This window comes from Streptomyces sp. SAI-170 (genome assembly GCF_049739565.1).
Classification (GTDB): Bacteria; Actinomycetota; Actinomycetes; order Streptomycetales; family Streptomycetaceae; genus Streptomyces.
The window spans coordinates 424050-449218 of the sequence record NZ_JBMGQD010000001.1 but is presented as its reverse complement, the minus strand read 5'-3'; the positions used below and the strand labels follow the sequence as shown (position 1 = coordinate 449218).

Below are 25169 nucleotides of genomic sequence, written 5' to 3'. Positions count from 1 at the left end.
ATGCTGACCGTCCTCGCCGTCACGGTGGCCGTGGCCGCGTTCGTCCAGGGCAGCAGCGGACTCGGCTTCGCGCTGATCGTCGCACCCGTGGCCGGGATGCTCGACCCCCGGCTCGTCCCGGTCTTCGTCCTCGCCGCGATGATCCCGCTCAACCTCTACGTCGCCTGGCGGGAACGGGCCTCGCTCGACCTGCGGGGCGCGGGCTGGATCACCGGGGCGCGCCTCGCGGCCACCCCGGCCGGACTGGCGCTGCTCTGGCTGATCCCGGAACGCAGCCTGGGCGTGTTCGTGGGTGTCGCCACCGTGCTCGCGGCCGTCGTGAGCCTGGCCGCGCCCGCGTTCACACCCGGCCGGGCCGCCTACGTCGGCGCGGGCGCGGTGACCGGGCTGACGGAGACCGCGACCGGTGTCGGCGGGCCTCCGCTCGCGCTGGTCTACCAGCACCGGCCGCCCGCCGAACTGCGCTCGACCGTCGCCGCGTGCTTCCTCGTCGGTGAAGTCGCCTCCCTTCTCCTGCTGTTCGGCACCGGGAAGGCGCAGGTCGCGGAGCTCGGCCAGGCTGTCGTCCTGCTCCCGGCGATCGCTGTCGGCGCGTGGCTCAGCCGCCTGGTGCACCACCGTCTGGACGCCCGGAAGATGCGTCTGTTCGTGCTGGTCTTCGCCCTGGTCTCAGGGCTCGGCCTGATGCTCGGGGTGGGCGGGTGACGCGCCCTGCGCGTTCACAGCGGCGGCTGCGGGTGAGATCTCCGCGACGGCGGGGCGGTGGAGGCCGTAGCCGACACCCGTCTCATGGCGGCTTCACGATTCTGGGCACCGTTCCCAAGGCGTACGACCATCCCCGGCGCGGTGTCACAGTTCCCGGCTGACGAAGAAGCCGAGCAGCGACCGCAGCTCGTCGACCGCCGTCGTCCGTAGCGGCGCCCCGACGAGGGCCGACTCCGCAGCGGCGAGATGCCGCCGCGCCTCGGCCAGCGCCGCCGACCGTCCGCCCGCCTCCTCGATCAGCGCCGCGGCACCCCGCGGATCGCTGTCGAGGAGCGGAGCGAGGCGCCCGGCCGCGGGAGACCCGAGAGCCACCAGCACGGGGAACGTCTTCTTGCGCTCCCGCAGATCACCGTGGACGGGCTTGCCGGTGACCTCGGGATCACCCCAGATCCCGAGCACGTCGTCGACGATCTGGAAGGCGACCCCGAGGTGCCGCCCCGCCCGGTCCAGCGCGGCGGCCGTACCGGGGGCCGTACCGCCGAGCACCGCGCCCAGCGCGGCGGAACAGCCCAGCAGCGCCCCGGTCTTGTGCTCGGCCATGGCCCGGTACTCCTCGGGCGTCACCCTGTCCGGGCCCGTCCACGGGCGCGTGGCGAACAGCAGGTCGTCGGCCTGCCCGCGCACCAGGTCGTTCAGCGCCACGGACAGCCTCCGCACCGCGCCGGCACCGCCCGGTTCCGCGGCGAGCGTCTCGACGGCCAGAGCGAACAGGGCGTCACCGGCGAGGATCGCGGGTCCGGTGCCGTAGGCCTTCCACACGGCCGGGCGGCATCGCCGGACGGCATCGCCGTCCATGATGTCGTCGTGCAGGAGGGAGAAGGCGTGCACCAGCTCCACCGCGACGGCGGCGGCGACTCCGGCTCGCCCGGGCGCTCCGGCGGCCTCGGCCCCCAGCACGGCCAGTGCCTGCCGTACGCCTTTGCCGCCGGGCGCCGGCGCCGGAGCACCGCCCACCTCGCACCAGCCGAGTGAGTACGCGGCCATCTCGCCGACCCATGGGTGCAGCCGTGCGACAGCCGAGGCCAGCGCGGGCCGCACCAGCTCCCGGCAGCGGTGCAGGACGGCGGGAGCGTCTGCCGGTGCGGTGGAGGACGTCGCCGTCACCGGGAGACCTCCGCGGGGGAGTGGGCGGCGATGGGCGTGCCGGTGTCCGCCGGTATGCGGGCGGCTGCGCCGGCGTCCGCTGTCGCGTCCTCGTGTGATGCCGTATGGGCTTCCGTCACCGCGCCTCGGTCCGCTGTCGCGTCCTCGTGTGATGCCGTGTGGGCTTCCGTCACCGCGCCTCGGTCCGCTGTCGCGTCCTCGTGTGATGCCGTGTGGGCTTCCGTCACCGCGCCTCGGTCCGCTGCCGCGTCCTCGTGTGATGCCGTACGGGCATCCGTGACCGCATCTCGGTCCGCTGCCGCGCCGCCGTGTGACGCCATATGGGCATCCGTGACCGCACCTCGGTCCGCTGCCGTACCCGCGGGTCGTGCTTCGCTTTCGTGCGTCGCCGTACGCGCGTCTGCAGCTTCGCTTCGGTCCGCTGCCGTGCCCGTGTGTCCTGCTCGGCCTTCGTCCGCCGCCGCGCCCGTGCCCCCCGACCCAGCACCGTCCGCGCCCAATCCGAACTCCTTCTGCGCCCGCGCGACCATCTCCCGGGCATGCTTGAGGCCGATGCGGTCCAACGTCGACGCCAGGTCGGCGAGTTCGGCGGCGGTCTCTGCCCGGTCACGGCCCAGTTGGGCCAGTGACTTGGCCAGACCCAGCCGTGACAGGGCCTCCCCGCGGGGCTCGCGCATGGCGCGGAACTCCGCCAGCGCCTGCTCGTACAGCGCGCGCGCCTCGGCGTACCGACCGGCGCGGTACAGCACGTTGCCGCGCATCTTGTGGTTGTAGGCCAGAGCGCTGGACAGCTTCATCGCCCGGCACGTCGTCTCGGCCTCGGACAGCAGGGCCAGCGCACGCTCGGTGTCCCCGTCCCGTACGGACACCACGTCGGCGAGGCCGCGCAGCGCCCACGCGTGGCCGCGCCGGTCGTCGGCGCCCTCGGCGATACGGGCCGCCTCTTCGAACAGGTCGTACGCGGTGTCGTAGCCGCCGGTGTTGCGGTGCATCTGCGCGATGCCCTCCAGCGCCCACACCGTGTGCCGTGCTTCGCCGCGCCGCCGGGCCTCGGCCAGCAGTTGCTCGTGCAGTCTGCCCACGGCCTCGTAGTCGCCCTGGATACGGCCGGTCTCGGCCAGCCCTGCGAGTGAGTAGCCCCGGACGACGATGTCGCCGCCGCGCTCGCCGAGGTCGGCCGCGAGCCCGAGCAGCCGCCGGGCGAGGGCGAAGGCCCCGCGCTGGCGGGCGAGGGTGCCGCCGCTCCACAGCGCCCAGGCCATCGCGGCGAGGTCCCCGGCCTCCCGAGCTGCGCGGTAACTCGCCTTCCACGCCCGGTCCGCCTCCTCGACGCGGCCGAGCCGACGGTGCGCCTCGGCCACCGCGAGTCCGGAACGCGCCGCCTCGCCGGGCTGCCCGGCCCGCTCGGCCGCCTCCAACTGCTCGGTGCCGGCGGCCAGGACGTCGGTCAGCGAGGAGTTGACGGACAGAGTGGTCAGTGTGCCTTGGTACTCCGGGGCGAATGCCTTGCCGTACATCGATGCCTTTCGGTCTGTCTGCCACACTGGGTATACCTCGCGCGTATACACGATGTGTATACATGGCGTGTATAGAGCCTGGAAAAAGTAGCCCTGGCTCAAGGGCCGGGGCGTCGTCTGTTGTCGGTCAAGACGTCGACCGAGGGGACGGGGTTGCCCCTGAGACGCACATCACGTGAGGTGCGGACGTCAACTCGCGGAGGGCGTTGTCAGTGCCCTGCCCTAGAGTTCCCGTCACTTGATCACTGAAGTGCGGGGAGGCACGTGTGGGGTGGGTGACGGCCGGCGACTACGAAGTCGCGCTGGACGCCGGGAAAGTGGTCTGCCGCAATGCGGCGGGGCGGCGGCTGAAGTCCGTACCGGCCAAGCTCGCTGACGATCCCGCCGTGGTGGGACTGCGTCAGCTCGCCGAATGGCTGGAGCGGCACGAGCGGCAGTGCCTGGCCGACGTGGAGCGGTGGATGGTGCGCTCGCTCCCGGTGCCCTTCGCCGTCATCGCCCGGGTGTGGCCGGATCCGGCCTGGCAGAGCGCGCTGCGCGACCTCGTGGTCACCGGACCAGACGGCGAGGTCGCGGGATTCCTGCGGGACGCCGACCTCGACCGCGGGCTGGGTCTCGTGGACCTCGACGGCGACACCGTGCGCATCAGCCCCGACCTCGTCCGCGTCCCGCACCCGGTACTCCTCGACGACCTGGAGGAGCTGCGGGAGTTCGCCGTCGAACTCGGCCTGGAGCAGCGCGCCCAGCAGCTCTTCCGCGAGGTCTGGCACCGCCCCGACGGTCTCGACTCCGACGGTGTCGACTTCGACGCCCACGCCGTCGAGGACTACGCGGGCGGGGTGTTCAAGGAACTGCGCTTCCTGCAGGCCAGAGCCACCCAGCTCGGCTACCGCGTCCGCGGCGGCGACGCCGTCTGCTCCCTGCGCGAGGAGGGCCGCGCGATCGAGGCCCGGGTCTGGATCGGCGACTACGACACGTACATGGAGACTGAGACCGGCCCGCTGACCTTCACGGACGGCTCGGGACGAGCGCTGAGGCTAGGTCAGGTCGGGCCGGTGGCCTGGTCGGAGGGCATGCGCATGGCGGCCGCGCTGTACGCCGGGCGCGACGTCGAGGACGAGGAGAAGGCCGCATGAGCACGTACGACGAGACCACCGCGGCCGCGCTGCTGGACGCCGGCGCCGTCCTGCCGCCGGGCACCACCGCCCGCGAGGACGCCGACACCCTCACCGTCCGCACCTACACCCACCCCGCCCTGGACGACCGCAGCGTCGTCCGGCTCGTGCCGGGCACCCTCGGCGAGGCCGAGGACCTCGCCCTGGAGTTCCTGGGCCTCGCCCGGGAGCCGGAGGCGCCGGAGGTGGGCCAGGTGCGCCGGGAGACCCTGGGCTTCCCGGCCTGGGCGCTGGTCAACGACCCGGCCAACGGCCATCACGCACTCGCCCTGGTCAAGGACGTCGAACGGCTCGCCCGCCAGGCCAAGTCCCGCCCGGGCACCGCCAAGGAGGGCTTCGAGGCCCTCGGTGAGCGGCTCGGCCGCGCGGTCCCGCACTTCCTGCCGACCTTCTACGAGCAGGCGGCGCGGATCTTCCTCCAGCACGAGAACACGACGTACGCCTCGGCCTTCTTCGGCAAGGCGCGCGAGGCCGAGCGGGTGCACGCGCTCACCGTCGACGAGGACCGGCAGCGGGCGGTGTTCCTGGAGTTCGCGTTCGCGGGGGCGCTGACGGTCAAGGCTCTCAAGGAACATGTGAAGGACCTCGCCCGCCGGCTCGACCCCGCCGAGGCGTGGGCGCAGTACCGGCAGCTGACGGTGGAGCGCTGCGCGGCTGGCATGCCGCCGTACGCCTCGCTGCCGCAGGACGCCCGGAGCCTGATCAAGGCGGCGGGACTGTCCCGGGTCACCGAGGAGTGCTCCCTGGTCGCCGACCTGATCGCCTCTCCGGCCGCGGTCCGTGCTCCCGCCTCCTTCTGGAACACCTACCGGGCCACGCTGTCCGTCCTCGCCGAACAGCAGCCGTCCGCGCGGACGCGGCTGCTGGAGATCATGCCGAACGGCCTGGGACGCGACGTCGAGGACGACGAGTTCTGGCTGGCGCTGCTGGCGGAGACCGGCGCCGACCGCCTGCTGACCGGGGAGGACACCGAGGCGGCCGGGTCGGTCGACGCCGCGGAGTGGCTCGGCCGCTGGGCGACGCACCGCAAGCACGGCGGCTCGTTCTCCGACCGCTCCCCGGCCACCCTCGCGCTCGTCGAGCGGATGGCGCCACGTCTGCGCGCGGACGGCCGGACGGTCGACCTCTTCACCGGCCGCTGGCACGCGGGCGCCGACCTCGACCTGCTGGACCTGTGCGCGGCGCAGGGCATCCTGCTGGCCGTCCCCGACCCGAACACGCCCGTCCACCTGGCCCTCGACCGCTGGCTGCGCGAGACCGGGCCCGGCCGCCGCGATCTGACGGCCACGGCCGCCGACCCGCGGCTGCGACGCCTCCTCCACGAGGCGATCGGCGAGCTGGGCGGCAACCGGGCTTCGTCCGAGCTGCTGGAGACGCTCGCCGCGCACCCGGTGCTGGGCGACGTCCTGCGCGAGTGGCTCGCCGACCGGGCCGAGGACTTCACCCGGTCGACCGGTCTGCCCGGTGCCCGCGCGGCCCTGGACCGGCTGCGGCCCTTCCGCCCCGTGGCGGCAACGGTCGACGCCGACGCCGTCGCCAAGGTCGTCGCCCACGAGATCGCGCCGCTCCTCGGCCGCACCCTGCGCGCGGGCATCATGGACGAGCTGGGCTGGCCCGCCCTCGACGAGGCGCTGCGGCTGCTGGACGCCGAGACCCGCCCCAAGGACCACCACAACGACCTGTCGGTCACCGAGGCCTGGCCCGCACTGATCGTCTCCCGCGGGCACAAGGCGTTCGTCGTCGGCCCGGAGAAGATCGTGCTCGAGCACGACCTCCGGCTGCCCGTGGAGCTGGACCGCTGGAGCCGCCCGCAGTTCCGCTACACCGACGGTGAACTGCTGGTCATGTGGCGCCACGACGGCAAGCAGCACGGCTATTGGTCCGCCCGGCCCTCGGACGTGTTCACCCTCGGCGGCGAACAGCTCGGCTACTGGTACAACCACGTCGGCCTGCCCTCGATCCCGCTGCCCGGCGGCGGCCGCGCCACCGGCGGCCGCACCCTGCACGCCGGGGACACCGTGCTGCCGCCGAGCCGCCCGGTGATCGGCGACGGCACCACCCTGTGGCGCCAGGGCAGGCAGGGCAAGCAGCAGGTGTGGCTGGAGTACGACCCGGCGACCGGTACCCACGGGCGCGCCTCGCTGCCCGCCCTTCTGGCGTCCGGTGTCCGCGAGGGCACGTCGCTGCATCACGCGGTGTGCGAGGTCCTGCCGCTGCAACCCGGCCTCGAACACAGCCCGTTCGGCACCGACGGCACCGTCCTCGGGCGCTGGGTGCGCACGGAGAAGGACGGCGACGACAAGCGCACGACCACCGGCACCCCGGACGGCCGTACGGTCACCATGACGCGCGGAATTCCACTCGGCACCCTGCGGTTGCCGGGCGGCGCCGAGCCCGTCGCCGCGCTCCTCGAGGGACACGTCGCCCTGTTCGCGGCGAACGACACCTCCGAGGACGGCCTGCTCGGCCGGGTGACGCTGGGGGACCGGGGCAGCGAGTTCGCCGCCGGAACCCGGTACGTACCGCCGGTTCCCTACTGGCACGTGCTGCGCCCTCGCGACGAGCGGGGCTCGGCCGTGCTGCGCGCCCTGAGCGACGAGCGCGCGGCCGAGCTCCTGCACGCGGGCGCCGCTGCGCTGGCGGAGCGGCTGGCACAGATCGCCGCGGCTGACGAGGCCACGCGCGTCAGTGTCGCGACCGCCGACCAGTTCGTCCTGCGGGCCGTGGCCCTGGCTCTGCCCGACATCACCGACGAGCGGCTGCTCATCGGCGTCTCCGCCCTGGTCCGTGCGGCGCTGCGGCTGACCGAGTGGGCCACCGCTCTCGCGGCGCCTCCCGCCCAGCGCGCGGCATCCGACAAGCGGCGCACCGAGGGGATGTTCGCCGACTACAGCCCCGAGCACGGCGACGACGGGACGCTGCGCGAGGCCACCGCCGGCATCGCCCACCTGTGGGGCGGATGGCACGGCGCGCAACGGTGGAGCGTGCTCCGCCAGATCCGGGCGGTCAACCACGTCCTGTCCGGGCACCCCGCCGAGGGCAAGGCGCTGCCCGCAGGGCAGGGACGTCCCGCCCCGCTCGGCGACGGCTGGCAGAGCGACGAGCTGACGATTCCCGACATCGGCACGATCTGGCCGTCGCTGCTCGGCGTACTGCGGCCGCTGGCCTACCGCGCGGCCGCGCCCACCGTCTCCGACGCCGAACGCGAGGCGCTGCTCCTGCTGTTCGAGGCCCTGGCCGAGGGACCGCTCGCCGCGCCCGGGGACTCGCTTCGCGAGATCGTCCTGGCCGAGCCGGCCGAGAAGCAGCAGCGCACGGGCCAGGTGCTGCGCCGGCACGGCCGTACCGTCGTCGTCCTCGGCTGCCAGCGCATCGACCCCGTCCACGGCCAGGTGCGCTGGCTCGCCCTGGACCACGACCCCACCGGCGCGTTCGGCGCGATCGCGCACTTCACCCTGGCGGAGGAGACCCGGCACCGGTCGGAGATCCCCGCCGACGCGCTCGCCCAAGTCGCCCGGCTGATCCGGGACAAGGGCGCCGCGCCCTGGCGGCCCGAGGCGGTCGACGCGTTCGCCGCCGCGACACGCGGCGGTCTGGGTCCGCTCCAGGCCACCGTGCTGCTCGCCGCCCAGCCGCACGACCGCGACGCCGACGCGCTCGCCCTGATGGGCCTGAAGCCGCGTCAGATGGACCAGGCCAAGGGCATGCTGGGCTCGCTGTCCGCCCGGGACCGCAAGGCCTTGCTCGGAGCGCTGCTACCCGCCGACCCCGCCGACCTGTGGACGACCGGGCCGGACATCGACGCCGCCGGCCGGGTGTGGGCCGAACGGCTCGGGTCCGTCGTGCGGCTGCCCGAGGACGTCTCGGCCGACCTCGCGGGCCTGCCCTGCTTCGCCGCCGGGGCCGTACTCAACCCGGGGCGCACTCCCTGGATCAGCCGGACCACGGTCCTGCGGCCCGACCAGGACGGCAACCTCGTCCCGGAGGACCCCAAGGCGGTGCCCGGCCGAGGCGACCTGGCGAGGGCCGTCTCCTCCCTGGCCTCGCTCGCCTACGGCCTGCCCTACGGCCACCCGCTGCGCGCCGCCTTGCCCGAGGGCCTCGCCGCCCTGCGCCGCAGGGTCGCCGACCCGGAGCTGCTGCTGGACCTGGACATCGAGTGGACGGAGCAGGGCAGCGCGACCGCTGTAGAGATCCGCAAGGCATACGGTCTGTCGGCCACCGGCGGAGCCGACGCGCACGGACTCACCCGCATCGGTGAGGCGTTGGTGCTGCGCCCGTGGCGCGGCGACACCGAGACCACCCTGGTCCGCCCGGGCGGGCTGACCGGTCCGGACGATGCCGTCTTCGGTCTGCTGGAGGGCCTGGTCGGTCCGCAGCGGGGAGCCGGGCTGCGGGCGCTGCGCACGATCCTGGCCGACGACCTCGCCCGGACCCTGGCGCAAGGCACCGACCGCGAAGGGCCCGTCGGGTACGCCCAGAACCCCGAGGTCAGCGCACCCGCACTGGTCGCAGAGGTCGCCTCGGCACACGGCCTGAGTGAGGACGCGGCGGCGCTGTACCTCCAGTTGCTGGCCCTGCCCGATCCCACGGACCGCAACTGCGCCCGCTGGACCGGCTGGAAGCCCGCCCGGCTGAAGAAGGCCCGCGCCGAGCTGGCCGCCACCGACCTCGTCGTCGAGGCCAAGCGGGCACGGGCCGGGCGCACGCTCTTCCTGCCCTGCGGCTGGCGCGACCTGAAGGACGAGGCGCTGCCGGTGGAGACCTGGAAGGAAGGCCTCTACCCGATCCACGACCGCATGCGCACCGTGCCCATCCAGCCGGTCCCCGACCTGTTCGCCCGCGCCTGGCAGCGCGTGCGGGACGGCGACGCACCCGCCTACGAGGAACTGACCACCCGCGCAACCCGCAAGGGGCGACGCCGATGAAGACCGCCCAGACCACACAGGCCCCCGCCCCGCACCACCGACCGGAAGAACCGCAGTCATGACCGCCACCCTCACTCCCGACACGGCCCGCCAGATCGTCCCGCCCGAGGATCTGTACGCCACCGAGCTGGCCTTCCTCGCCGCCTACGACGACGGGCCGCGCCCGCCCGCGTGGCTGCTCACGCCCCGTGCCGTCGTCACGTTCGTCATGGGCAGCGGCGGCCAGGCGCTGCGGCTGCCCGACGCCGCCGAGGTGCCGGACGGCGTGCCGCGGCGCCTGGTCGTGTCGGGCAAGTTCGTCGGCGACCGGGCGCTGGTCGAACGCTGTGTCGTCACGCTCGCCGGCGAGCGCGGCCTGCTGCTCGTCGGCGAGCCCGGCACCGCCAAGTCCATGCTGTCGGAGCTGCTCTCGGCGGCCGTGTGCGGCACCAGCGGGCTGGTCGTGCAGGGCACCGCGGGCACCACCGAGGACCAGCTCAAGTACGGCTGGAACTACGCCCTGTTGCTGGCCCAGGGCCCGAGCCGCAAGGCCCTCGTGCCCTCGCCCGTGCTCACTGCCATGAGCCGGGGCGCCATCGCCCGGGTCGAGGAGGTCACGCGTTGTCTGCCCGAGGTGCAGGACTCCCTGGTCTCGCTGCTGTCGGAGCGGCGCATCGCCGTGCCCGAACTGGCGGGCACCGAGGGCGCGTTGGCGCACGCCGCGCCCGGCTTCAACCTCATCGCCACCGCCAACCTGCGCGACAAGGGCGTCTCGGAGATGTCCGCCGCCCTCAAGCGCCGCTTCAACTTCGAGACGGTCGGCCCGATCTCCGACCTCGACGCCGAGTGCGCGCTGGTACGCAGCCAGGCGCGGGCCTCCGTGGAGCGCGCCGGGGCGCCCTTCCAGGTCGACGACGCCGTGCTGGAGGCCCTGGTGACGGCCTTCCGGGACCTGCGGGAGGGCCGGTCGGCGGAAGGCTGGGAGGTGGAGCGGCCGTCCACCGTGATGAGCACCGCGGAGGCCGTGTCCGTCGCGGGCGCGCTCGGGCTGGCCGCCGCGTACTTCCCCGGCGACCGCGATGTGCTCGGGCTGCTGCCGGGCCATCTGCTCGGCGTCGTCCGCAAGGACGACCCCGCCGACGCGGCCCGGCTGCGCGGCTACTGGGACGGCCCGGTCCGGCGCCGCGCCGAACAGGGCTCCGCCACCTGGCGCACCCTGTGGGACCTGCGTACGGTCCTGGAGGGCTGAGCACCGTGCCCCTCACCCCGGACCAGGCCGCGGCGGCCCTCACCGACCCGGCGGCGCCCTACCTGATCGGCGTACGGCACCATGCGCCGTCCCTGGCGGCCGCCGTGCCCGCGCTGCTGGACGAGGCGAAACCGGACGTGCTGCTCGTCGAGCTCCCCGACGAGATGCAGCACTGGCTGCCCTGGCTGGGCCACGAGGACACGCTCGCGCCGGTCGCCCTGGCCGCCGCGCCCGACACCGGGGGAGGGCCCGCCTTCTACCCCTTCGCCGACTTCTCTCCGGAACTCGCCGCCGTACGTTGGGCCGTACGGCGCGGAACCCCGGTCCTCGCGTGCGATCTGCCGCTCGCGGACCGGGCTTGGGGCGAGGGGCGCGGTACGGCGGGGCAGGCGGACGGCGGTCCCGGGCTCGCCGACGCCCTGCGGGAGCGGCTCACCGGCCGCCCCGGGGAGGACCTGTGGGACCGTCTCGTGGAGGCCACCGCTCCGGGCTCCCCGCCCGAGGCGCTGCGCCGGGCGGCGCTGCTCACGGGCTGGGCGCTGCGCGAGGACGCGGCCGCCTCCGGCGGGGTTCCCGAGCTGGACCTGCGGCGCGAACGGTGGATGCGCGCACGCCTGGCGGCGGCCACCGCGAACGGCGAACGGGCCGCCGTGCTGGTCGGGGCCTTCCACGCCCCTGCCCTGCTGCCGTCCGAGGCGGAACCGGAGTCGGTCGAAGAGCCTGCCGTACGGGGGAGTTGGGTGACCTCGCTCATCCCGTACACCTACGCGCTGCTGGACGAGCGCTCCGGCTACCCGGCCGGAATCCGGGACCCCGAGTGGCAGCATCTGGTGCTGGGCGCGGCGGGGGATCCGGCCGCGCTGGAGGAGGCGCTGACGCGGGCGGCCGTGCGGGTGTGCGCGGAGCTGCGTTCCCTCGGGCATCCGTCGGGGCCCGCCGACGCACGGGAGATCAGCCGCCTGGCCGGTGATCTGGCCCGGCTGCGCGGGCTGCCCGCCGCGGGGCGCGGTGAGCTGGTGGAAGCGGTGCAGACGGTCCTCACGCAGGGCGAGCCGTACGGCCGGGGCCGGGCCGTGGCCCGGGCGATGGAGCGGGTGCTCGTCGGTACCCGCAGCGGCCGCCCCGCACCCGGCGCCCCGCGCAGCGGCCTCGCCCCGGCGGTGGAGTCGGAGGTGGCGGCGCTGGGCCTGCCCGGCCCGGACAGCCGCGGCGCCGACGCCGCGCACGATCTGCGGCTGGATCCGCTCCGTTCCGACCTGGACCGCCGCCGCGAGCTGTTGCTGCGCCGGCTGACGGTGTGCGGTGTGCCGTCCGCGGAGGCCAAGCAGGTCGTCGGCGCGGGCGGGGCCGAGGCGCTCACCTCGCGCTGGGAGGTCCGCTGGACCCCCGCCACAGCGGCCATGCTGACCGCGGCGGCGGCGCGTGGGGTCACGCCCGCGCAGGCGGCCGAGGGAGTGCTGCGCGAGCGTCGGCGGGCGGAGCGGGACGAGGGCGGATCGACAGCCGCTCAGGTCCTGCAAGGGCTGCGGGAAGCCGCGGAGTGCGGCCTGGCGGAGCTGGTGGAGGAACGGCTCTCCGACCTCGCCGACACCGTGCCGCAGACCGGCACGCTCCCCGAACTCCTCGACAGCCTCGCCCTGTTGGACCGGCTGCGGGCCGGTCACATCGCCGGGCTCGACACCGACGAGGCGCGGGCGGCCCGGGCCGTCGCCGTGGCCGAACTCCTCACCGCGGCTGCCGTGCGCCAGGTGGACGGCCTCACCGGTTCCGAGGACCCGGCCGACGCACATGCCCTGCTCGAACTCGCCCATCGCGCCGACGTGTCGGGCGGTATCCGGCTCACCGACGCGCTCGCCCGGCTGGCCGCCGACGGCTCGCCGCTGATGCGGGGCGCCGCCGGCGCCGTACGCGTGCTGCTCGGCCACGAGGAGCCTTCGGCGCTCGGCGGCCGGGTCGCCTCCTGGGTGGACTCGGCCACCGATCCCGAGTCCCGCTCCTCCCTCACCGCCCGGCTCGCCGGAGTGCTGACGGCCGCCGGACCGCTCCTGGAGGCGGCGCCGTCCGCGCTGGAGCCACTTCTCGACCGAGTGGCGAGCCTGCCCGACCGGCCCTTCCTGAACCGGCTTCCGGCACTGCGCGGAGGCTTCGACACCCTCAGCCCCGCTGCCCGCGACCGCCTCCTCACAGTCGTCGAGGAGCGCCTGGGCGTCACACACCTGGCCGACACCGGTGGCGTCGCCCCCGCCGCGCTCGCCGCCTGGACCGGTGCGGACCTCGCGGCCCGTGCGACGCTCCGGGCGCTGGGACTGCTGCCACCCCGGGCGCAGGACAGGCCCCGGGAGCCTCACGAGGCCCCCGCTGCCGCGCCCCCCGAGGACAGCCTTCTCGCCCCCGCCGACCGCTGGCGGCTGGTGCTGGGCCGTCGTACGGACCGACTGCCGCCCTCCGCCGCCGGATTGGCCACCGCGCTGGACGAGTTGTACGGCAGTGGACGCGGCGAGGGCAGCAGAGGCGGACTGCCCGGCGGCGGGGCGGGCGGCGGCAGGGAGGCGCCCTATCCCGGCGTGCGGGAGTGGTCGGAGGAACTGGCCGCCCTGTTCGGGCCCGGCATCCGGGAGGAGGTGCTGGCGGCGGCGGCCGCGTCCGGCCGCACAGATGTGTTCGCCGAGCTCGATCCGGACAGCGTGCGCCCGTCCGTCGACCTGTTGCGCACGGTGCTCCAGCACGCCGGCGGGCTGCCCGAGGCCCGGCTGGCCGCGCTGCGCCCCCTCGTCCGGCGTCTGGTCGACGCACTGACCCGGGAGCTGGCCACCCGGCTGCGCCCGGCACTGCACGGCACGGCGCTGCCCCGCCCCAGCAGACGGCCGGGCGGCGGCCTGGACCTGCCGCGCACCCTGCGCGCCAACCTGGCGACCGCGCGGCGCGCCCCGGACGGCACCATCCAGGTGATCCCCGAACGCCCGGTCTTCCGCACCCGCGCCAAGCGCGCCGCCGACTGGCGGCTGATCCTCGTCACCGACGTGTCCGGCTCGATGGAGGCCTCCACGGTCTGGGCCGCGCTCACCGCCTCGGTGCTGGCCGGAGTGCCCACGCTGTCCACGCACTTCCTCGCCTTCTCCACGGAGGTCATCGACCTCACCGGTCATGTCGACGACCCGCTGTCCCTGCTGCTGGAGGTCAGCGTCGGCGGCGGCACGCACATCGCCGCGGGGCTGCGGCACGCCCGTGAGCTCGTCACCGTGCCGTCGCGCACACTCGTCGTGGTCGTCAGCGACTTCGAGGAGGGCTACCCCCTCGGTGGGCTGCTCGCCGAAGTCCGGGCCCTGGTCGGGTCCGGTTGCCATGTGCTGGGCTGCGCGAGCCTCGACGACGCGGGCCGCCCCCGCTACTCCACCGGCGTCGCTGGGCAGCTCGTCGCCGCGGGCATGCCGGTCGCCGCCCTCAGTCCGCTCGAACTCGCCCGCTGGGTAGGAGAGAAGATCGCATGAGCCCGGGCCTTCCCGCGGTCGCCCCGTCCGTGACCGCCGAGCTGGTCGGAGCGTTGTCGCCCCGCCTCCGCAAACGGCTGGACGCCGGTGTCGCCAAGCTGTCGGGCCGCCCTGTGTTCCTGGACGGCGACACCGTACGCCTCGCCGTCGACGACGACACCGACCTCGAACTGCACGCCCCGGGCGGGGTCGTGACCGCCCCGGACGCGATCCGCTGCGGCTGCCTGCTCGCGCCGGACTGCTTGCACCGGGCGGCGGTGGCTTCGGCGGCGCCGGTCGCGGAGGGGGCGATCGGGGTGGGGGAGGTGGACGGCGTGTCGGCTGGGGCATTGGTGGCCGAGTTGGGCGGGGCAACGGCTGCGGCGTCGGAGGCGGACGTGTCTCGGCCGTCGGGGCCTGCTTCCGGGTCGGGGCCTGGTTCGGGGCTGGGGCCTGCTCCCGGGCTAGGGCCCGCTCCTAGGCCGGGGTCCGCTTCAGGGTCAGGGCCTGCTTCGGGGCCGGAGCCCGCTTCCGGGTCGGGGCCCGCTTCGGAGTCGGGGCCCGCTTCCGGGTCGGGGCCTGCTTCCGGGTCGGGGCCTGCTTCCGGGCTGGGGCCCGCTCCTGGGCCAGGGTCCGCTTCAGGGTCAGGGCCCGCTCCCGGGCCGGAGCCCGTTCCCGGGCCGGAGCCCGTTCCCGGGCCGGAGCCCGTTCCCGGGCCGGAGCCCGCCCCCGGGGCAGGGCCCGCTTCCAGGCCAGCGTCCGCCCCGCAACCGGAGCCGTGCCCCGATCCGGCGCCGGCTCCCGACACCGCCACCCCCGCCCAGCACGACGCAGCCCAGGCACTCCACACCGCCGCGGCGCGGGTGCTCGACGCGGGCACGGAAGGTGCGGGCGCCGTCCCCCAGGCGGAGTTGCTGCGTGCCGCGCACACCGCGCGGCTGGCCGGGCTGCCCCGGGCCGCCGCCTCCGCGGTATCCACGGTCACCGGGTTGCGAGCGGCCCGCGCCGCAGACCCGTCGTACCGCCTCGCCGACCTCGTCGCCACGCTCCGGGACGTCCTGGGCACCGCGTATCGCATCCCGCGCGCCGTCGGCCCGGAGCTGACGGCGCTGCGCGGCAGCGTGCGCCGGCCCTACCGTCCGGACGGCTCGCTGCGTCTGTACGGACTCTTCTCCGAGCCGGTCCTCACGACGACCGGCTATGCGGGGGCAGTGACCTGGACCGCCGACGCCGAGGGCCGCCTGTACACGGTCTCCGACGTGGCACCGGGCGGCGCGGGCCGGGCGGTGGGTGCGGCCGACCGTGCCGTCCGCGTCGGCGATACGGCCCTGACACACCGGGAGCTGTCACGGGCGGGGCTGGCCGTGTCCGGGGCGACCGTCTCCCCCACGGGTCGGCTCGGCGCGGGGGCGGGGGTACGGGCGGTGCGCGCGTCCGGCGCGGACTGGCACGCCGAGCCACTGGACCGGCTGTGGGCCGTGCCTGCCGCAGATCAGGCCGTACGCGCCCTCGCCGAAGACGGCCACCACGATCTGCTGTTCCTCGATGTCACCCTCGGCGGCACGGTCCGTGAGGCGGCGGGCGACTGTCTGCTCGCCGACTGCGACGGTCTGACCGTCCGGCTCGCCGCCGCCCACGACCATCCTGCGCTTCCCCACCGCGACAACCTACGTCTGCTGGCCGCGGCCCGAGGGAGCCGACTACGCGTCATCGCCCGGCTCGTCCCGGCCGCGCACGCGCGCGCCCTGCTTCTCGCCGTCAGCCACCCCACCGACCCCAAGGCCCGACTCGACCTGGGACTTGACCGCCTCCAACAGGCGGACCTGCCTGAGCGGCCGCAGGCCGGAGCCGTCGCGGCGCCGCCGGTGCCCGACGAGGCTCCCGTGCACCTTCTGCGCCGCCGCGTCCACCAGGCCGTGTCGGGCGGACGCCGGGTGCTCGCCTTCCCCGGGGACGGCGCCGCCGACAGCGGGCGCCTGCGGCGGCTCGGACTCGGTACGGCGGCCGAACTCCTCGACGAACTGCACGCGGCGGCCGCCGACCGCACCCGCGACGCCTTCGGCCGCCTCGTCCCGGCCGACCTCGACCGCTTCGCACGGGCCTGGCTCGCCGCCGCCCACTACACCGCCGAGGTCGACCGGGCGCTGTGCGCTGCGGCCTGGGGAGCGGACCCTGTTGCGGCGGAGGGAAGTCCTTGACCAGCGCGCAAAAGGCCCTGTCAGACCGGATGCCCGGGGTCGATGGACAGGGCATCGGCGAGCCGCAGCAATGGCCGCCCGTCGGCCTTCTCGTGCTCGCCGCTCTGCTCGGGGCTCAGGACGAACCCGACGTGGTCGCCCCCGTCGATCTGCTGCTGGATCCTTCCCACGAACCAGGCACACGCATCCTGCAGGACAGCGGCCCCGCCGTACCCGCGGGTCCAGGCCGTTCGCGCGAATTTGTCGACCCGATGGCCGGTCTGGCCACCGAACAGGTCCGCCAGCTCCCGCTGCTCCCGCGTCAGCAGATGTACGGCGAGGAACTCGGCGCCACGAGCCACCTCATACGTCCGGTTCACCTTGGACAGCCACACCACGAACCGCACCGGCCGGATGGAGCACTGCGAGGCGAACCCCACGAGACAGCCGGCCTGTTCGTCGCCCGCCGTAGCGGTGACGACGCACATGTCAGGGTCGAGCCTGTCGATGAAGGCGTCCATGCGCACTATGGTCGCGCATTGTCATCGGCCACGCCGTCACTGGCCAGACAGCCTTCCGGGTGAGCACGGTGCGCCACCCGGCGCGATCGGAGGACACGACAGTCGTGGACGCGCAGACCACGGAATACACAGCAGCCACATACGGCGGGGTCGACGTGCTCGTCGGCCCCGACCGGGGCGCCTATCCGTACGCCAACTCGCTGCTGATACGGGGCGCCGCGGAGACCCTGGTCGTCGACCCGTCGCTGTCACTCGTCAAGGACGCACCGTCCGCCGACTTGGTCCTGGTGAGCCACACCCACGAGGACCACATCGCCGGACTCGGTAGCTACGACGCCGTACCGGCCCATGTCCACGACGCCGACCTCGCCGCACTGCGCTCCCGCGAGGCGATGGTCGCCGGGCTCGGCCTCCCGCCGGACGCGGCGCAGGAGCTGGATGCGACGTTCCGCGACGACTTCCACGTACGGGGACGTCCGGACGCGCTCGGCTTCGAAGACGGCGCCGTGTTCGACCTGGGCGGGCGCACCGTCACCGTGGTGCATCTGCCCGGCCACACCGCGGGCCACAGCGGCTTCCTGATCGAGCCCGACGGCTTCCTGTTCGTCGCGGACATCGACCTGACCTCCTTCGGCCCGTACTACGGCGACCCCGGCAGCAGCCTCACCGACTACGAGGCGTCGATACGCCGCTGCCGGGAGATCGACGCGAGCTGGTACGGCACGTCCCATCAGAAGGGCGTGATCGAAGGCGCCGCCGACTTCCGGCGCCGCCTCGACGCCTTCGCCGGCGTGATGGCGAAGCGGGAGGCGGCGCTGCTGGCATTCCTCGCCGAGCCCCGCAGCATCGAGGAGATCGTCGACCATCGGCTGGTCTACCGACCCCACGTCGAAGGCCCCCACGTGCGGCCGGTGGAACACAGGACGGCGGTTCAGCACCTTGACCGGCTGCTGGGCGAGGGGCGGATCGCGGAGGCGGAGGAGGGGCGGTTTCGGGCAGCGTGACCCTGCCACTGTCGTCGGCCGGTACTGCTGCCCATGGGTCTAGAACGCACTGATCGTCAACAGAGAGGAACCCGCCGCCCAGCTGGTCTTCCGTGAAATCGGGGGCTTCGGAGCCGTCGGGAAGGGGCCTTGGAGGGTTTGGGCGGGGGTCCGGCCGCATTTTGGCTGCTTTCCGAGAGTCCTGGGCCACCGACAGCATGGCAGGCGCTCACCGGTCAGCTCAGGCCCTCGCTGAAACAGATCTGACCTGGTGTTTTCCGGTGATTCGCCTAGGCTGGGCGGATCTGTTGGACCCAGCGGGAGGGGGACTTGGTGCGTGAGGACGTCCACGGTTACGACGCCGCCCACATCACGGTGCTGACAGGGCGGGAGGCCATTCGGAAGCGGCCTGGAATGTACGTCGGCTCGGTCCGTGAACGCGGCCTGCATCAGGCGGTGTTCGAGGTGGTGGACCGGGCGGTGAACGAGGTTCTGGCCGGACGTGCCAATCGCGTCGACGTCGCCCTCGGTGCCGATGGCGGGGTGAGGGTCGCCGACGACGGAGCGGGCGTCCCCGCGGATGAGGACGGGACCACTGATGCTCCGGGGCTCGAAGCTCTGCTGACCCGCATGCAGACAGCGGCGGTGCCTGGTGGCCGCAGGACCGTGTCGTTGGGTCCCTTCGGCCTCGGGCCCTGTGTCACCAATGCCCTGTCGAGCCGACTGACGGCCGAAGTGCGGCGCGATGGGACCCGTTGGATCCAGGAGTACAGGCGCGGCGTCGCGGTCGCCCCGCCCACCGCCGTGGGGTCGACGTCGAGCAGCGGGACGACCATCACCTTCTGGCCCGACTCCGAGATTTTCGAGACCGTGGACTGCTCGTTCGCGGTGCTGGAGGAACGCTTCAGAGAACTGGCCTTGCTGAACCAGCACCTGGAGATGTCACTGACCGACGCACGCGGCCCGGGTGAGCCGCGGTCGGTTCGGTTCCGGTACCCGGGCGGCGTGCGGGACTTCGTCGCCTTGCTCGACGCGTCGGTCGGAGTGCTCGTTCACCCGGACGTCGTTGCCTTCGGCTGGGAGGACCTGCGCATGCAGGGGAGGGCGGAGGTGGCACTCCGATGGTGCGGCGTCGGTGGGGAGCGAGTGCGCAGCTTCGTCAACAGCTGGGCAACCGAAGGCGGCACACACGTAGCAGGCTTCCGTGACGCGGTGGCGGATTCGGTCAACGCCTACGCACGCAAACTGCATCTGCTGGCGCGAGGGGAGCCCGACCTCAGTGCTGATCGGATCGGCAAGGGCCTGACGGCGGTTGTGTCGGTGAAGCTGGAACGTCCCGAGTTCCAAGGCGCCACCCGTCGTGCGCTGGGCAACGCTGCAGTGCGCAGTTGCATCGAGAAAGGCCTCCGGGAGCACCTCGACGGATGGTTGGCGGAGCACCCCGAGCAAGCCGCGGCCATCGCCGGCTGGTTGGTCGCCGCAGGAGTTGAGTCGCAGCGCCCCGCGGCCGGCCCGGTGACGTGAGTCACGGCCGGCTGCGGTCGACGCTGAGGCCAGCCCGATGCGGGCCGAACGGTGCCCCGGACCGCGCCTCTGGATGGCTCGAGCCATGAGGGCTTCGCTCAGCACGGTTTCGACACAGGCCCAGGACGGGAGTTCGAGGAAGAGGCGCCGGATGGAGTCCGAGCAGGCGGTCGGAGAAGAGAGTGAGCGGCTGGGACCCTCAAGCGCGCTGCTCAGATGGCGCGGCAGACTGGAGGGAAAACAAGTGCCGCGTCTCGAGTCGTGCAGGCAGGATGCCTATATGTCTACCGAAGGCAGCGGGATGATCGAGTCGCCCAGGTGCCCGCCTCTGGGCCCTGCCGACGAGGACTCCATTTGGCACGCCGCCATCGACCTCTTCCGACTCAACAGCGACAACGCCTACGACGCCCTCGCCTGCCTCAATCGCACGGCCGAGCGCCGATCGTCCGACAGGAGGCAGTCGTGACCGAACGCGACGTCATGCTCAACGAGCTAGCGCAAGGGCTGCGCCCGATGTCACAAGGCATCGATTGGTTCGACGCACTCGGTCCGGAGGAACAGTCCGAGGTGCTGCTGTTCCTGAGTCACTACTGTGTCCAGGCGCGCGCCGTCAGCGAGGACGGACCGGAGAGCATCCGCCGGGCCGGGCTGCGCCCGACCCACACGCCCGCGGTTCTGATCTCTCGGGGCCGGATCGAACACCAATTGGGAAAGATCGTCTCTCTCACCCCTCTCGACGAACGCCGTAAGGCATTCCGGCTGCTGGTCGCGGTACTCGCGATCGCCGACCAACGCCGTCGCGAGCGTTTCTGCTCCGATGGCTGCGGTCATTGGTGGCACAGGTTGCACGTCCCTGACTGACTGATTCCCATGGCAGGCATGGTGAGATGCTGTGTCGTGTGGTGGCCTGTCTGCCTGAATGGGCTCTGTCCCGACGTCGCAAGTTGAACCGGGGGAGTGCGGTCAGGGGCTTGCGGTCGTTGAGAACGCAGGGCATGGCGCAGGTCACAGGAACTCCGCCGGGACGGCGGAGAGATAGTCACTGTGAAAGACTCAGAAAACGAGCTGCGCGAACGCGTGCGAGCCGGTGAGCGCGAAGCGTTCGCCGAGCTGTACGAGCGATACGCCCAGGCCGTACACCAGCACGCACTCTGGCTGACCGGCGACCGTGCGAGCGCCGAGGACATCATGTCGGAGACGTTTCTGACCGCATGGCAGGCGCGGGCACGGCTGCATGACGACGGAGGGTCCCTGCGTCCCTGGCTCCTGGGCATCGCCACCCACAAGGCGGAGAACGCGCGCCGGAGCCTGCGCCGCCGACTGGCGTTCCTGGCACGGCAACGGCAGTCGCCCGTCGTCGAGGACTTCGCCCCCGCGGTCGCCGGCCGCATCGACGACGCACGCCGCCTGGAGGCCGTACAGAGCGCACTGGACCGGTTGCGGCGCCACGAACGGGAGGTGCTGAGCCTGTGCGTCTGGTCGGGCCTCGACTACCGGCAGACGGCCGAGGCCCTGGGCGTCCCCATCGGCACGGTGCGCTCACGGCTGTCGCGAGCCCGCGCCAAACTCGCCCGGTTCGCTGACGAGGCCGAGGGAAATCCGGAACCGCGCACGGCTCGCGGAGAGATGAAGGGTGAAGCCGCACTCGCGGCCCTGCCCGTGCGGGAGGAGACGGCATGACCGACAAGAACCTTCGTGTGGACGGACGTGCCGACGCGGCCACGGACGCCGACGTCGCCGAGATCGCCCGGCTGCTGCCGGCCCCGACGCGCCAAGACCTCCCGCACGCGCAGCACCTTCACTACAAGGACCAGTTGATGCAGCACATCGACCGTGACCAGCGCGCCGACGCCCGACGCCCCGCCAGGCGCCTGCTGCGCCCCGCCTTCCTGATTCCGGTGACAGCCCTCGCCCTGGGCGGCATCGTCACCGCAGGCATCACGCTCAGGCCGGACGACGACACACCGCCGAACATCACGGCGGCCCGGAACGTGCAGCCTGGCGTCGCGTTGCTCGACCAGATCTCTGCCGCCGCAGGTAAGGGCGACGCCCTCACGGTGCGCGACGACCAGTTCGCCTACACCCGGGCGAAGGTCCGGGGCGCGGATCTGACCAGCGGAAAGGCGGTGGTCGGTCCGCTGATGGAGTCCGAGAGGTGGCTCGCGCAGGAGCCCGGCCCGCTGCACAAACTCGGTCTCGGCAAGGAGAACGGTCAGACGTTCCCCCTCAACGCCGAACTGGGCGACACCGACGGCACACCGGCGGGCTTCGGCCGCCCCACCTATCACTGGCTAGCCTCCCTGCCCACCGACCCCGACGAGTTGCTCGCGTACCTGTACGCCAAGTCACCCGAAACCGACGCACAGGAGCGCCACCAGGCCGTCTTCGACCGCATCGGGGACCTGCTCGGCGAGCTGATGCCGCCGAAGACCGCCGCCGCGCTCTACAAGGCCGCCGCGAAGATTCCCGGCGTCACGGAGGCCCCCGCCGCCCACGACGTCCTCGGCCGGCACGGTGTCGGCATCGCCCGTACCGACACCACCTTCCACACCCGCACCGAGTGGGTCTTCGACCAGCGGGACCTCTCGTTCCTGGGCGCCCGCAGCTACCTCGTCGAGGACACCTCGTACGGGAAGAAGGGCACACTCCTGTCCGGCACCGCGCTCATGGACCAAGCGGTCGTCGACAAGGCGGGACAGCAACCCGTCAGGACGCGCGAGAGCTGAGGGCCCCGGCACTGGCACCGGCTTCATGCGCTGACACTCGGACATGGGTGTCTCGGGGACCAGAGAGAGCCAAGCGGGAGGCCATGCCGCGAACTTCGGACAGTACCGCGGTACAGGATTCGATGTACTGGATCGCGGCTGCCCGGGTGACCCACCACAAATCGGGGCCGCCGTGGAACGGATGCTCAGCCGATCAGCTGTAGATGTCGCGTCCGGGCGCGCACAGAGGGTCCGTCGCCGCGGCATCGCGGCGGATGAAGATCGCGGATTCGCCGCCGTTGACCGGGATCACCCAGCAGAGCTGATAGTGCCGGCGTAGGACTTCCCGCTTGGTGATCTCTGCCGGGGTGTCGTCCAGAGGCTGGCCGGGACGATCACGCAGGACGTTGATCTCACGATGCTGGAGCATGCGCTGCCGGATGACGTCCGGGGGCGCCTCGACACCGTACAACGTGCCGGATGCAGCAGGCGTTTGCTGCAGCGCGATGTCGTCGAGCGGCCCGAATACGGCGGGTCGGGCCAGGACCCACGCGCGGCGCCGGGCGGGCTGGAACAGGACTGGCTCGGGATCGCCCGGAACCGTGACGGTGAGCCCCCAAAAGCTCTCCACCGTGTCGGTGCGACTGACCGGTACGCGCAACTGCCAGTACCAGGGGCCGGCCGCTGAGAAGAGGGCGAAGGCAACGGCTGTCGTCGCGTACAGCCGGTGTCGCCTGCGTGCTGGGTCCGCCTCTCCCCGAAGGATCCGCTGCCAGTGCCGTAGGGCCTGGCCGGCAAGGAGCGCCAGCCCAGACATGCAGTACAGGACGTAACGATCCACGTACCAAGGGTGGATGAGGGACACCGTCAGCAGGAACCCGGCCGGGACGATCATGAGTGGCACACCGATCGCCGGAAGCGTCACCGCCCTGCCCGAGCCCTCGCCTTGCCGGCGAAGCCATACGCCCAGGGCGGCTGCCACGACCGCAGGAACCACGAATCCCAGCCAGTCCTGCAGGCTGGGACGGCCCAGCCAGTCCAGCTGCGCCGACGCCTGACCACCACTCACCACGGCCAGCGGAGCCACGGCACAACCGGCGAAGGCACTGCCCGACAGCCAGCGCCACCCGAGGCGGCGTCGTTGCCCACTGCGCCAGAGCGTCACGGCGTGCGCGAGGATGACCAGCAGCGCGAACACATGCAGCCACCCGCCCAGCGACAACAGCCCTGCGTACCCCGCCCACCAACGCCGTCGGCCGTCCTGCAGCGCGCGCACGAAGAACCACGTCGCCCATACCACCGCGGCGCTCACCAACGCGTAGGAGCGGGCCTCTTGCGCGTAGAACTGCACTTGGGGGACGCACAGGAAGGCAACTCCGGCCAAGAATCCGGTCGCAGGGTCACCGAGCCGGCTACCGATGGCGTGGACGCCCAGCACAGCCGTCAGCGTGCCGAGCACCGACAGGGCTCGCAGTGTCAGGACGCCGTCGTCCCATACGCCGAGTACGAGATGGGCCAGGAAGTAGTACAGGCCGTGGACAGCGTCGATGTTCTGCACCAGGAGCCACAACTCGCCGAGGGAGCGCTTGGCCACGGCATAGCTCACAGTCTCGTCGCGCCAGGACGACGCGTCACGGTCGAGCTTCCACAGACTCACCAGCCCGACCAGCAAGACGAGAAAGACCGCGAGTAGTTGCCGGTACCAGCGGTTCAGCCGATCTCCATCAAGCACCGGATGCACCAGATCAGGCGCCCCCAGGGTCTCCAGATGGCTGAGAACCGTTGTCGCGGAAGCCCAGAGCAGAGAAGGGGACGCCCGTAATCGCTCGAGCAGAACCCGACGACTGCCCACTTTGACTGCCTGCACACGGTTTTCCCCCACATCAACCTCCGTCGCTCCGGACCCAGTTGTACCGAACAAGTCGCCTTCTCTCGCGCTTCTGCTGCGATCGTTTCCGACTTCGGCCCTGTGGTGTAATCCTCCGAACGGCGCTGGGGAGAGCGCTGTGAAGGGGGGGGAGGACGTGTCTGCTCGGATTGGGCGCGCTGCTGGGGCGGTCGCTATGGCGATGGCTGTGTCTGTGGCCGGTTGCGGCGGTGACGACGACTCCGGCAGCGATGGTGGAAACAAGGACTCCACGACGGCTGCGATCGAGGCGGCCCGGGCCTTTCAGCAGGCCCAGGTGGATCAGGACTGGGAGGCCGCGTGCGAAGCCCGGACGGAACGCCTGCGGCAGAGCATGGGGGCGGACACCATCGCCGAGTGCGTAGAGATCACCAGGGCGCCTCGGATTCGCGACTACCCGGACGCGCGGGTGACCACTGGTAAGGCGCTCGAGGTCGAGGCTTTCGGGCCCCATCCGGCGGGACTCGCACTGCGGGTGACCTTCGAGGCGGGTACGGTGGCTCCGGGCATGGTCGTGAATACCGCGTTGCGGCTCGTCCCCGGCGACGGGAGTGCGTGGCTCGTCGATCAAGCGGTCAACCTCGACGAGTCCATGGGCACCGGCGCCAAGGCCGTGCGCGCCGCGCTGGCCCGCGAGTGAGCGATTAGGTCGGCAGTGCGAAGGCGCGATCAGCTCCTCCGCATCGTCAACGGCCGACCTCAACTCCCTCGTCCGGCCAAGGCGGTTGGCCTGATCCCGCTCACGGAGGCCCGACCTCCGCTGTTACTTTTCCCCGCACCCGGAATCGTAATGAACGGGTCGAACAGTGTGACACCACGGCATTCGGGGGGAACCGTGAAACGCACCATGATCTCCAAGGCGCTGTACGGCACGCTGGCTGCCTCGCTCGGCGCGGCCCTGCTGGTGGGTGGCGCCGGAACGGCATCCGCGTCGTTCTGTGACATCACCGACAGCAGTGGCAAGGAGGAGACCGTCGAGGTGGACGTCGCTTACGAGGGCACCGAGCAGTCGGGTGGGACCACCCTCTACAGGTATTCGGCGACTCAGGGCGGGGAGACCAGGTACGTCTGGTTCAACACCTTCCGGGGGGACACGACCCGGGCCACCGTCTACTGCTGACCTCGGGCTCGACGTCGACCGCCGCCGGGCCGCGTCCCGAACGGCCCGG

Annotated in this window: 16 protein-coding genes and 1 pseudogene; 13 read left to right on the top strand and 4 right to left on the bottom strand. The window is 72.8% G+C overall.

The window, feature by feature from the left end; translation table 11 throughout:
* Nucleotides 1–705: a sulfite exporter TauE/SafE family protein gene (locus RKD23_RS01955; protein ID WP_424858142.1), complete on the top strand. Its 705-nt coding sequence runs from the start codon at nucleotides 1–3 to the stop codon at nucleotides 703–705.
* Between the two features lie 144 nt (nucleotides 706–849).
* On the opposite strand, the gene RKD23_RS01950 is transcribed toward RKD23_RS01955, so the two are convergent.
* Together RKD23_RS01950 and RKD23_RS01945 are read right to left on the bottom strand one after the other, a co-directional pair.
* Nucleotides 850–1869, bottom strand: a complete 1020-nt coding sequence (locus RKD23_RS01950; protein ID WP_424851957.1) for a polyprenyl synthetase family protein — start codon at nucleotides 1867–1869, stop codon at nucleotides 850–852.
* A 488-nt stretch (nucleotides 1870–2357) separates the two neighbouring features.
* Nucleotides 2358–3386: pseudogene (locus tag RKD23_RS01945) on the bottom strand (tetratricopeptide repeat protein); the annotation flags it as partial.
* Nucleotides 3387–3652: 266 nt separating this feature from the next.
* On the opposite strand from RKD23_RS01945, the gene RKD23_RS01940 reads away from it, so the two are divergent.
* Genes RKD23_RS01940 through RKD23_RS01920 form a run of 5 tightly spaced genes read left to right on the top strand, consistent with a single transcriptional unit; the run spans nucleotide 3653 to nucleotide 16382 of the window.
* Entirely contained in the window at nucleotides 3653–4522 is an 870-nt protein-coding gene (locus RKD23_RS01940; RefSeq protein WP_424851956.1) for a DUF4132 domain-containing protein, read from the top strand.
* The gene (locus tag RKD23_RS01935; protein WP_424851955.1) at nucleotides 4519–9489 is read left to right on the top strand and encodes a hypothetical protein; all 4971 of its coding nucleotides are present in this window, start codon (nucleotides 4519–4521) and stop codon (nucleotides 9487–9489) included. Before RKD23_RS01940 ends, RKD23_RS01935 begins: the two co-directional genes overlap by 4 nt.
* A 58-nt stretch (nucleotides 9490–9547) precedes the next feature.
* Complete coding sequence (locus RKD23_RS01930; protein WP_424851954.1) at nucleotides 9548–10717, top strand: ATP-binding protein; 1170 nt, start codon at nucleotides 9548–9550, stop codon at nucleotides 10715–10717.
* 5 nt (nucleotides 10718–10722) lie between these two features.
* Nucleotides 10723–14205 carry a vWA domain-containing protein gene (locus RKD23_RS01925; protein ID WP_424851953.1) on the top strand — a complete coding sequence of 1161 codons (3483 nt, stop codon included), beginning with the start codon at nucleotides 10723–10725 and terminating at the stop codon, nucleotides 14203–14205.
* Entirely contained in the window at nucleotides 14202–16382 is a 2181-nt protein-coding gene (locus RKD23_RS01920) for a hypothetical protein (protein WP_424851952.1), read from the top strand. Before RKD23_RS01925 ends, RKD23_RS01920 begins: the two co-directional genes overlap by 4 nt.
* Before the next feature lie 20 nt (nucleotides 16383–16402).
* Here RKD23_RS01920 and RKD23_RS01915 read toward each other — a convergent pair whose 3' ends face one another.
* Nucleotides 16403–16891, bottom strand: coding sequence for a flavin reductase family protein (locus RKD23_RS01915; protein WP_424858141.1), 489 nt, complete (start codon nucleotides 16889–16891; stop codon nucleotides 16403–16405).
* A gap of 95 nt (nucleotides 16892–16986) precedes the next feature.
* Here RKD23_RS01915 and RKD23_RS01910 point away from each other — a divergent pair, with 95 nt between their 5' ends.
* From RKD23_RS01910 to RKD23_RS01890, 5 genes are all read left to right on the top strand, one after another.
* Nucleotides 16987–17886 carry an MBL fold metallo-hydrolase gene (locus tag RKD23_RS01910; RefSeq protein WP_424851951.1) on the top strand — a complete coding sequence of 300 codons (900 nt, stop codon included), beginning with the start codon at nucleotides 16987–16989 and terminating at the stop codon, nucleotides 17884–17886.
* 312 nt (nucleotides 17887–18198) lie between these two features.
* The gene (locus RKD23_RS01905) at nucleotides 18199–19389 is read left to right on the top strand and encodes an ATP-binding protein (RefSeq protein ID WP_424851950.1); all 1191 of its coding nucleotides are present in this window, start codon (nucleotides 18199–18201) and stop codon (nucleotides 19387–19389) included.
* A 462-nt stretch (nucleotides 19390–19851) separates the two neighbouring features.
* Nucleotides 19852–20250 carry a DUF5958 family protein gene (locus RKD23_RS01900; protein ID WP_424851949.1) on the top strand — a complete coding sequence of 133 codons (399 nt, stop codon included), beginning with the start codon at nucleotides 19852–19854 and terminating at the stop codon, nucleotides 20248–20250.
* Between the two features lie 204 nt (nucleotides 20251–20454).
* Entirely contained in the window at nucleotides 20455–21069 is a 615-nt protein-coding gene (locus RKD23_RS01895; RefSeq protein ID WP_424858140.1) for an RNA polymerase sigma factor, read from the top strand.
* Complete coding sequence (locus RKD23_RS01890; protein ID WP_424851948.1) at nucleotides 21066–22115, top strand: CU044_5270 family protein; 1050 nt, start codon at nucleotides 21066–21068, stop codon at nucleotides 22113–22115. Before RKD23_RS01895 ends, RKD23_RS01890 begins: the two co-directional genes overlap by 4 nt.
* Before the next feature lie 193 nt (nucleotides 22116–22308).
* Here the strand turns inward: RKD23_RS01890 and RKD23_RS01885 are convergent, their stop codons facing one another.
* Nucleotides 22309–23961: a glycosyltransferase family 39 protein gene (locus tag RKD23_RS01885; protein ID WP_424851947.1), complete on the bottom strand. Its 1653-nt coding sequence runs from the start codon at nucleotides 23959–23961 to the stop codon at nucleotides 22309–22311.
* A 196-nt stretch (nucleotides 23962–24157) separates the two neighbouring features.
* Here RKD23_RS01885 and RKD23_RS01880 point away from each other — a divergent pair, with 196 nt between their 5' ends.
* Nucleotides 24158–24640, top strand: a complete 483-nt coding sequence (locus RKD23_RS01880) for a hypothetical protein (protein WP_424851946.1) — start codon at nucleotides 24158–24160, stop codon at nucleotides 24638–24640.
* A 195-nt stretch (nucleotides 24641–24835) separates the two neighbouring features.
* Entirely contained in the window at nucleotides 24836–25120 is a 285-nt protein-coding gene (locus tag RKD23_RS01875; RefSeq protein ID WP_424851945.1) for a hypothetical protein, read from the top strand.
* Nucleotides 25121–25169 lie beyond the last annotated feature (49 nt).

Excerpts from the sequence above, each read along its gene's own strand:
- RKD23_RS01955 (WP_424858142.1), top strand. The coding sequence starts at position 1 with ATGCTGACCGTCCTCGCCGTCACGGTGGCCGTGGCCGCGTTCGTCCAG.
- RKD23_RS01935 (WP_424851955.1), top strand. The coding sequence starts at position 4,519 with ATGAGCACGTACGACGAGACCACCGCGGCCGCGCTGCTGGACGCCGGC.
- RKD23_RS01930 (WP_424851954.1), top strand. The coding sequence starts at position 9,548 with ATGACCGCCACCCTCACTCCCGACACGGCCCGCCAGATCGTCCCGCCC.
- RKD23_RS01890 (WP_424851948.1), top strand. The coding sequence starts at position 21,066 with ATGACCGACAAGAACCTTCGTGTGGACGGACGTGCCGACGCGGCCACG.
- RKD23_RS01880 (WP_424851946.1), top strand. The coding sequence starts at position 24,158 with ATGGCGATGGCTGTGTCTGTGGCCGGTTGCGGCGGTGACGACGACTCC.
- RKD23_RS01920 (WP_424851952.1), top strand. The coding sequence starts at position 14,202 with ATGAGCCCGGGCCTTCCCGCGGTCGCCCCGTCCGTGACCGCCGAGCTG.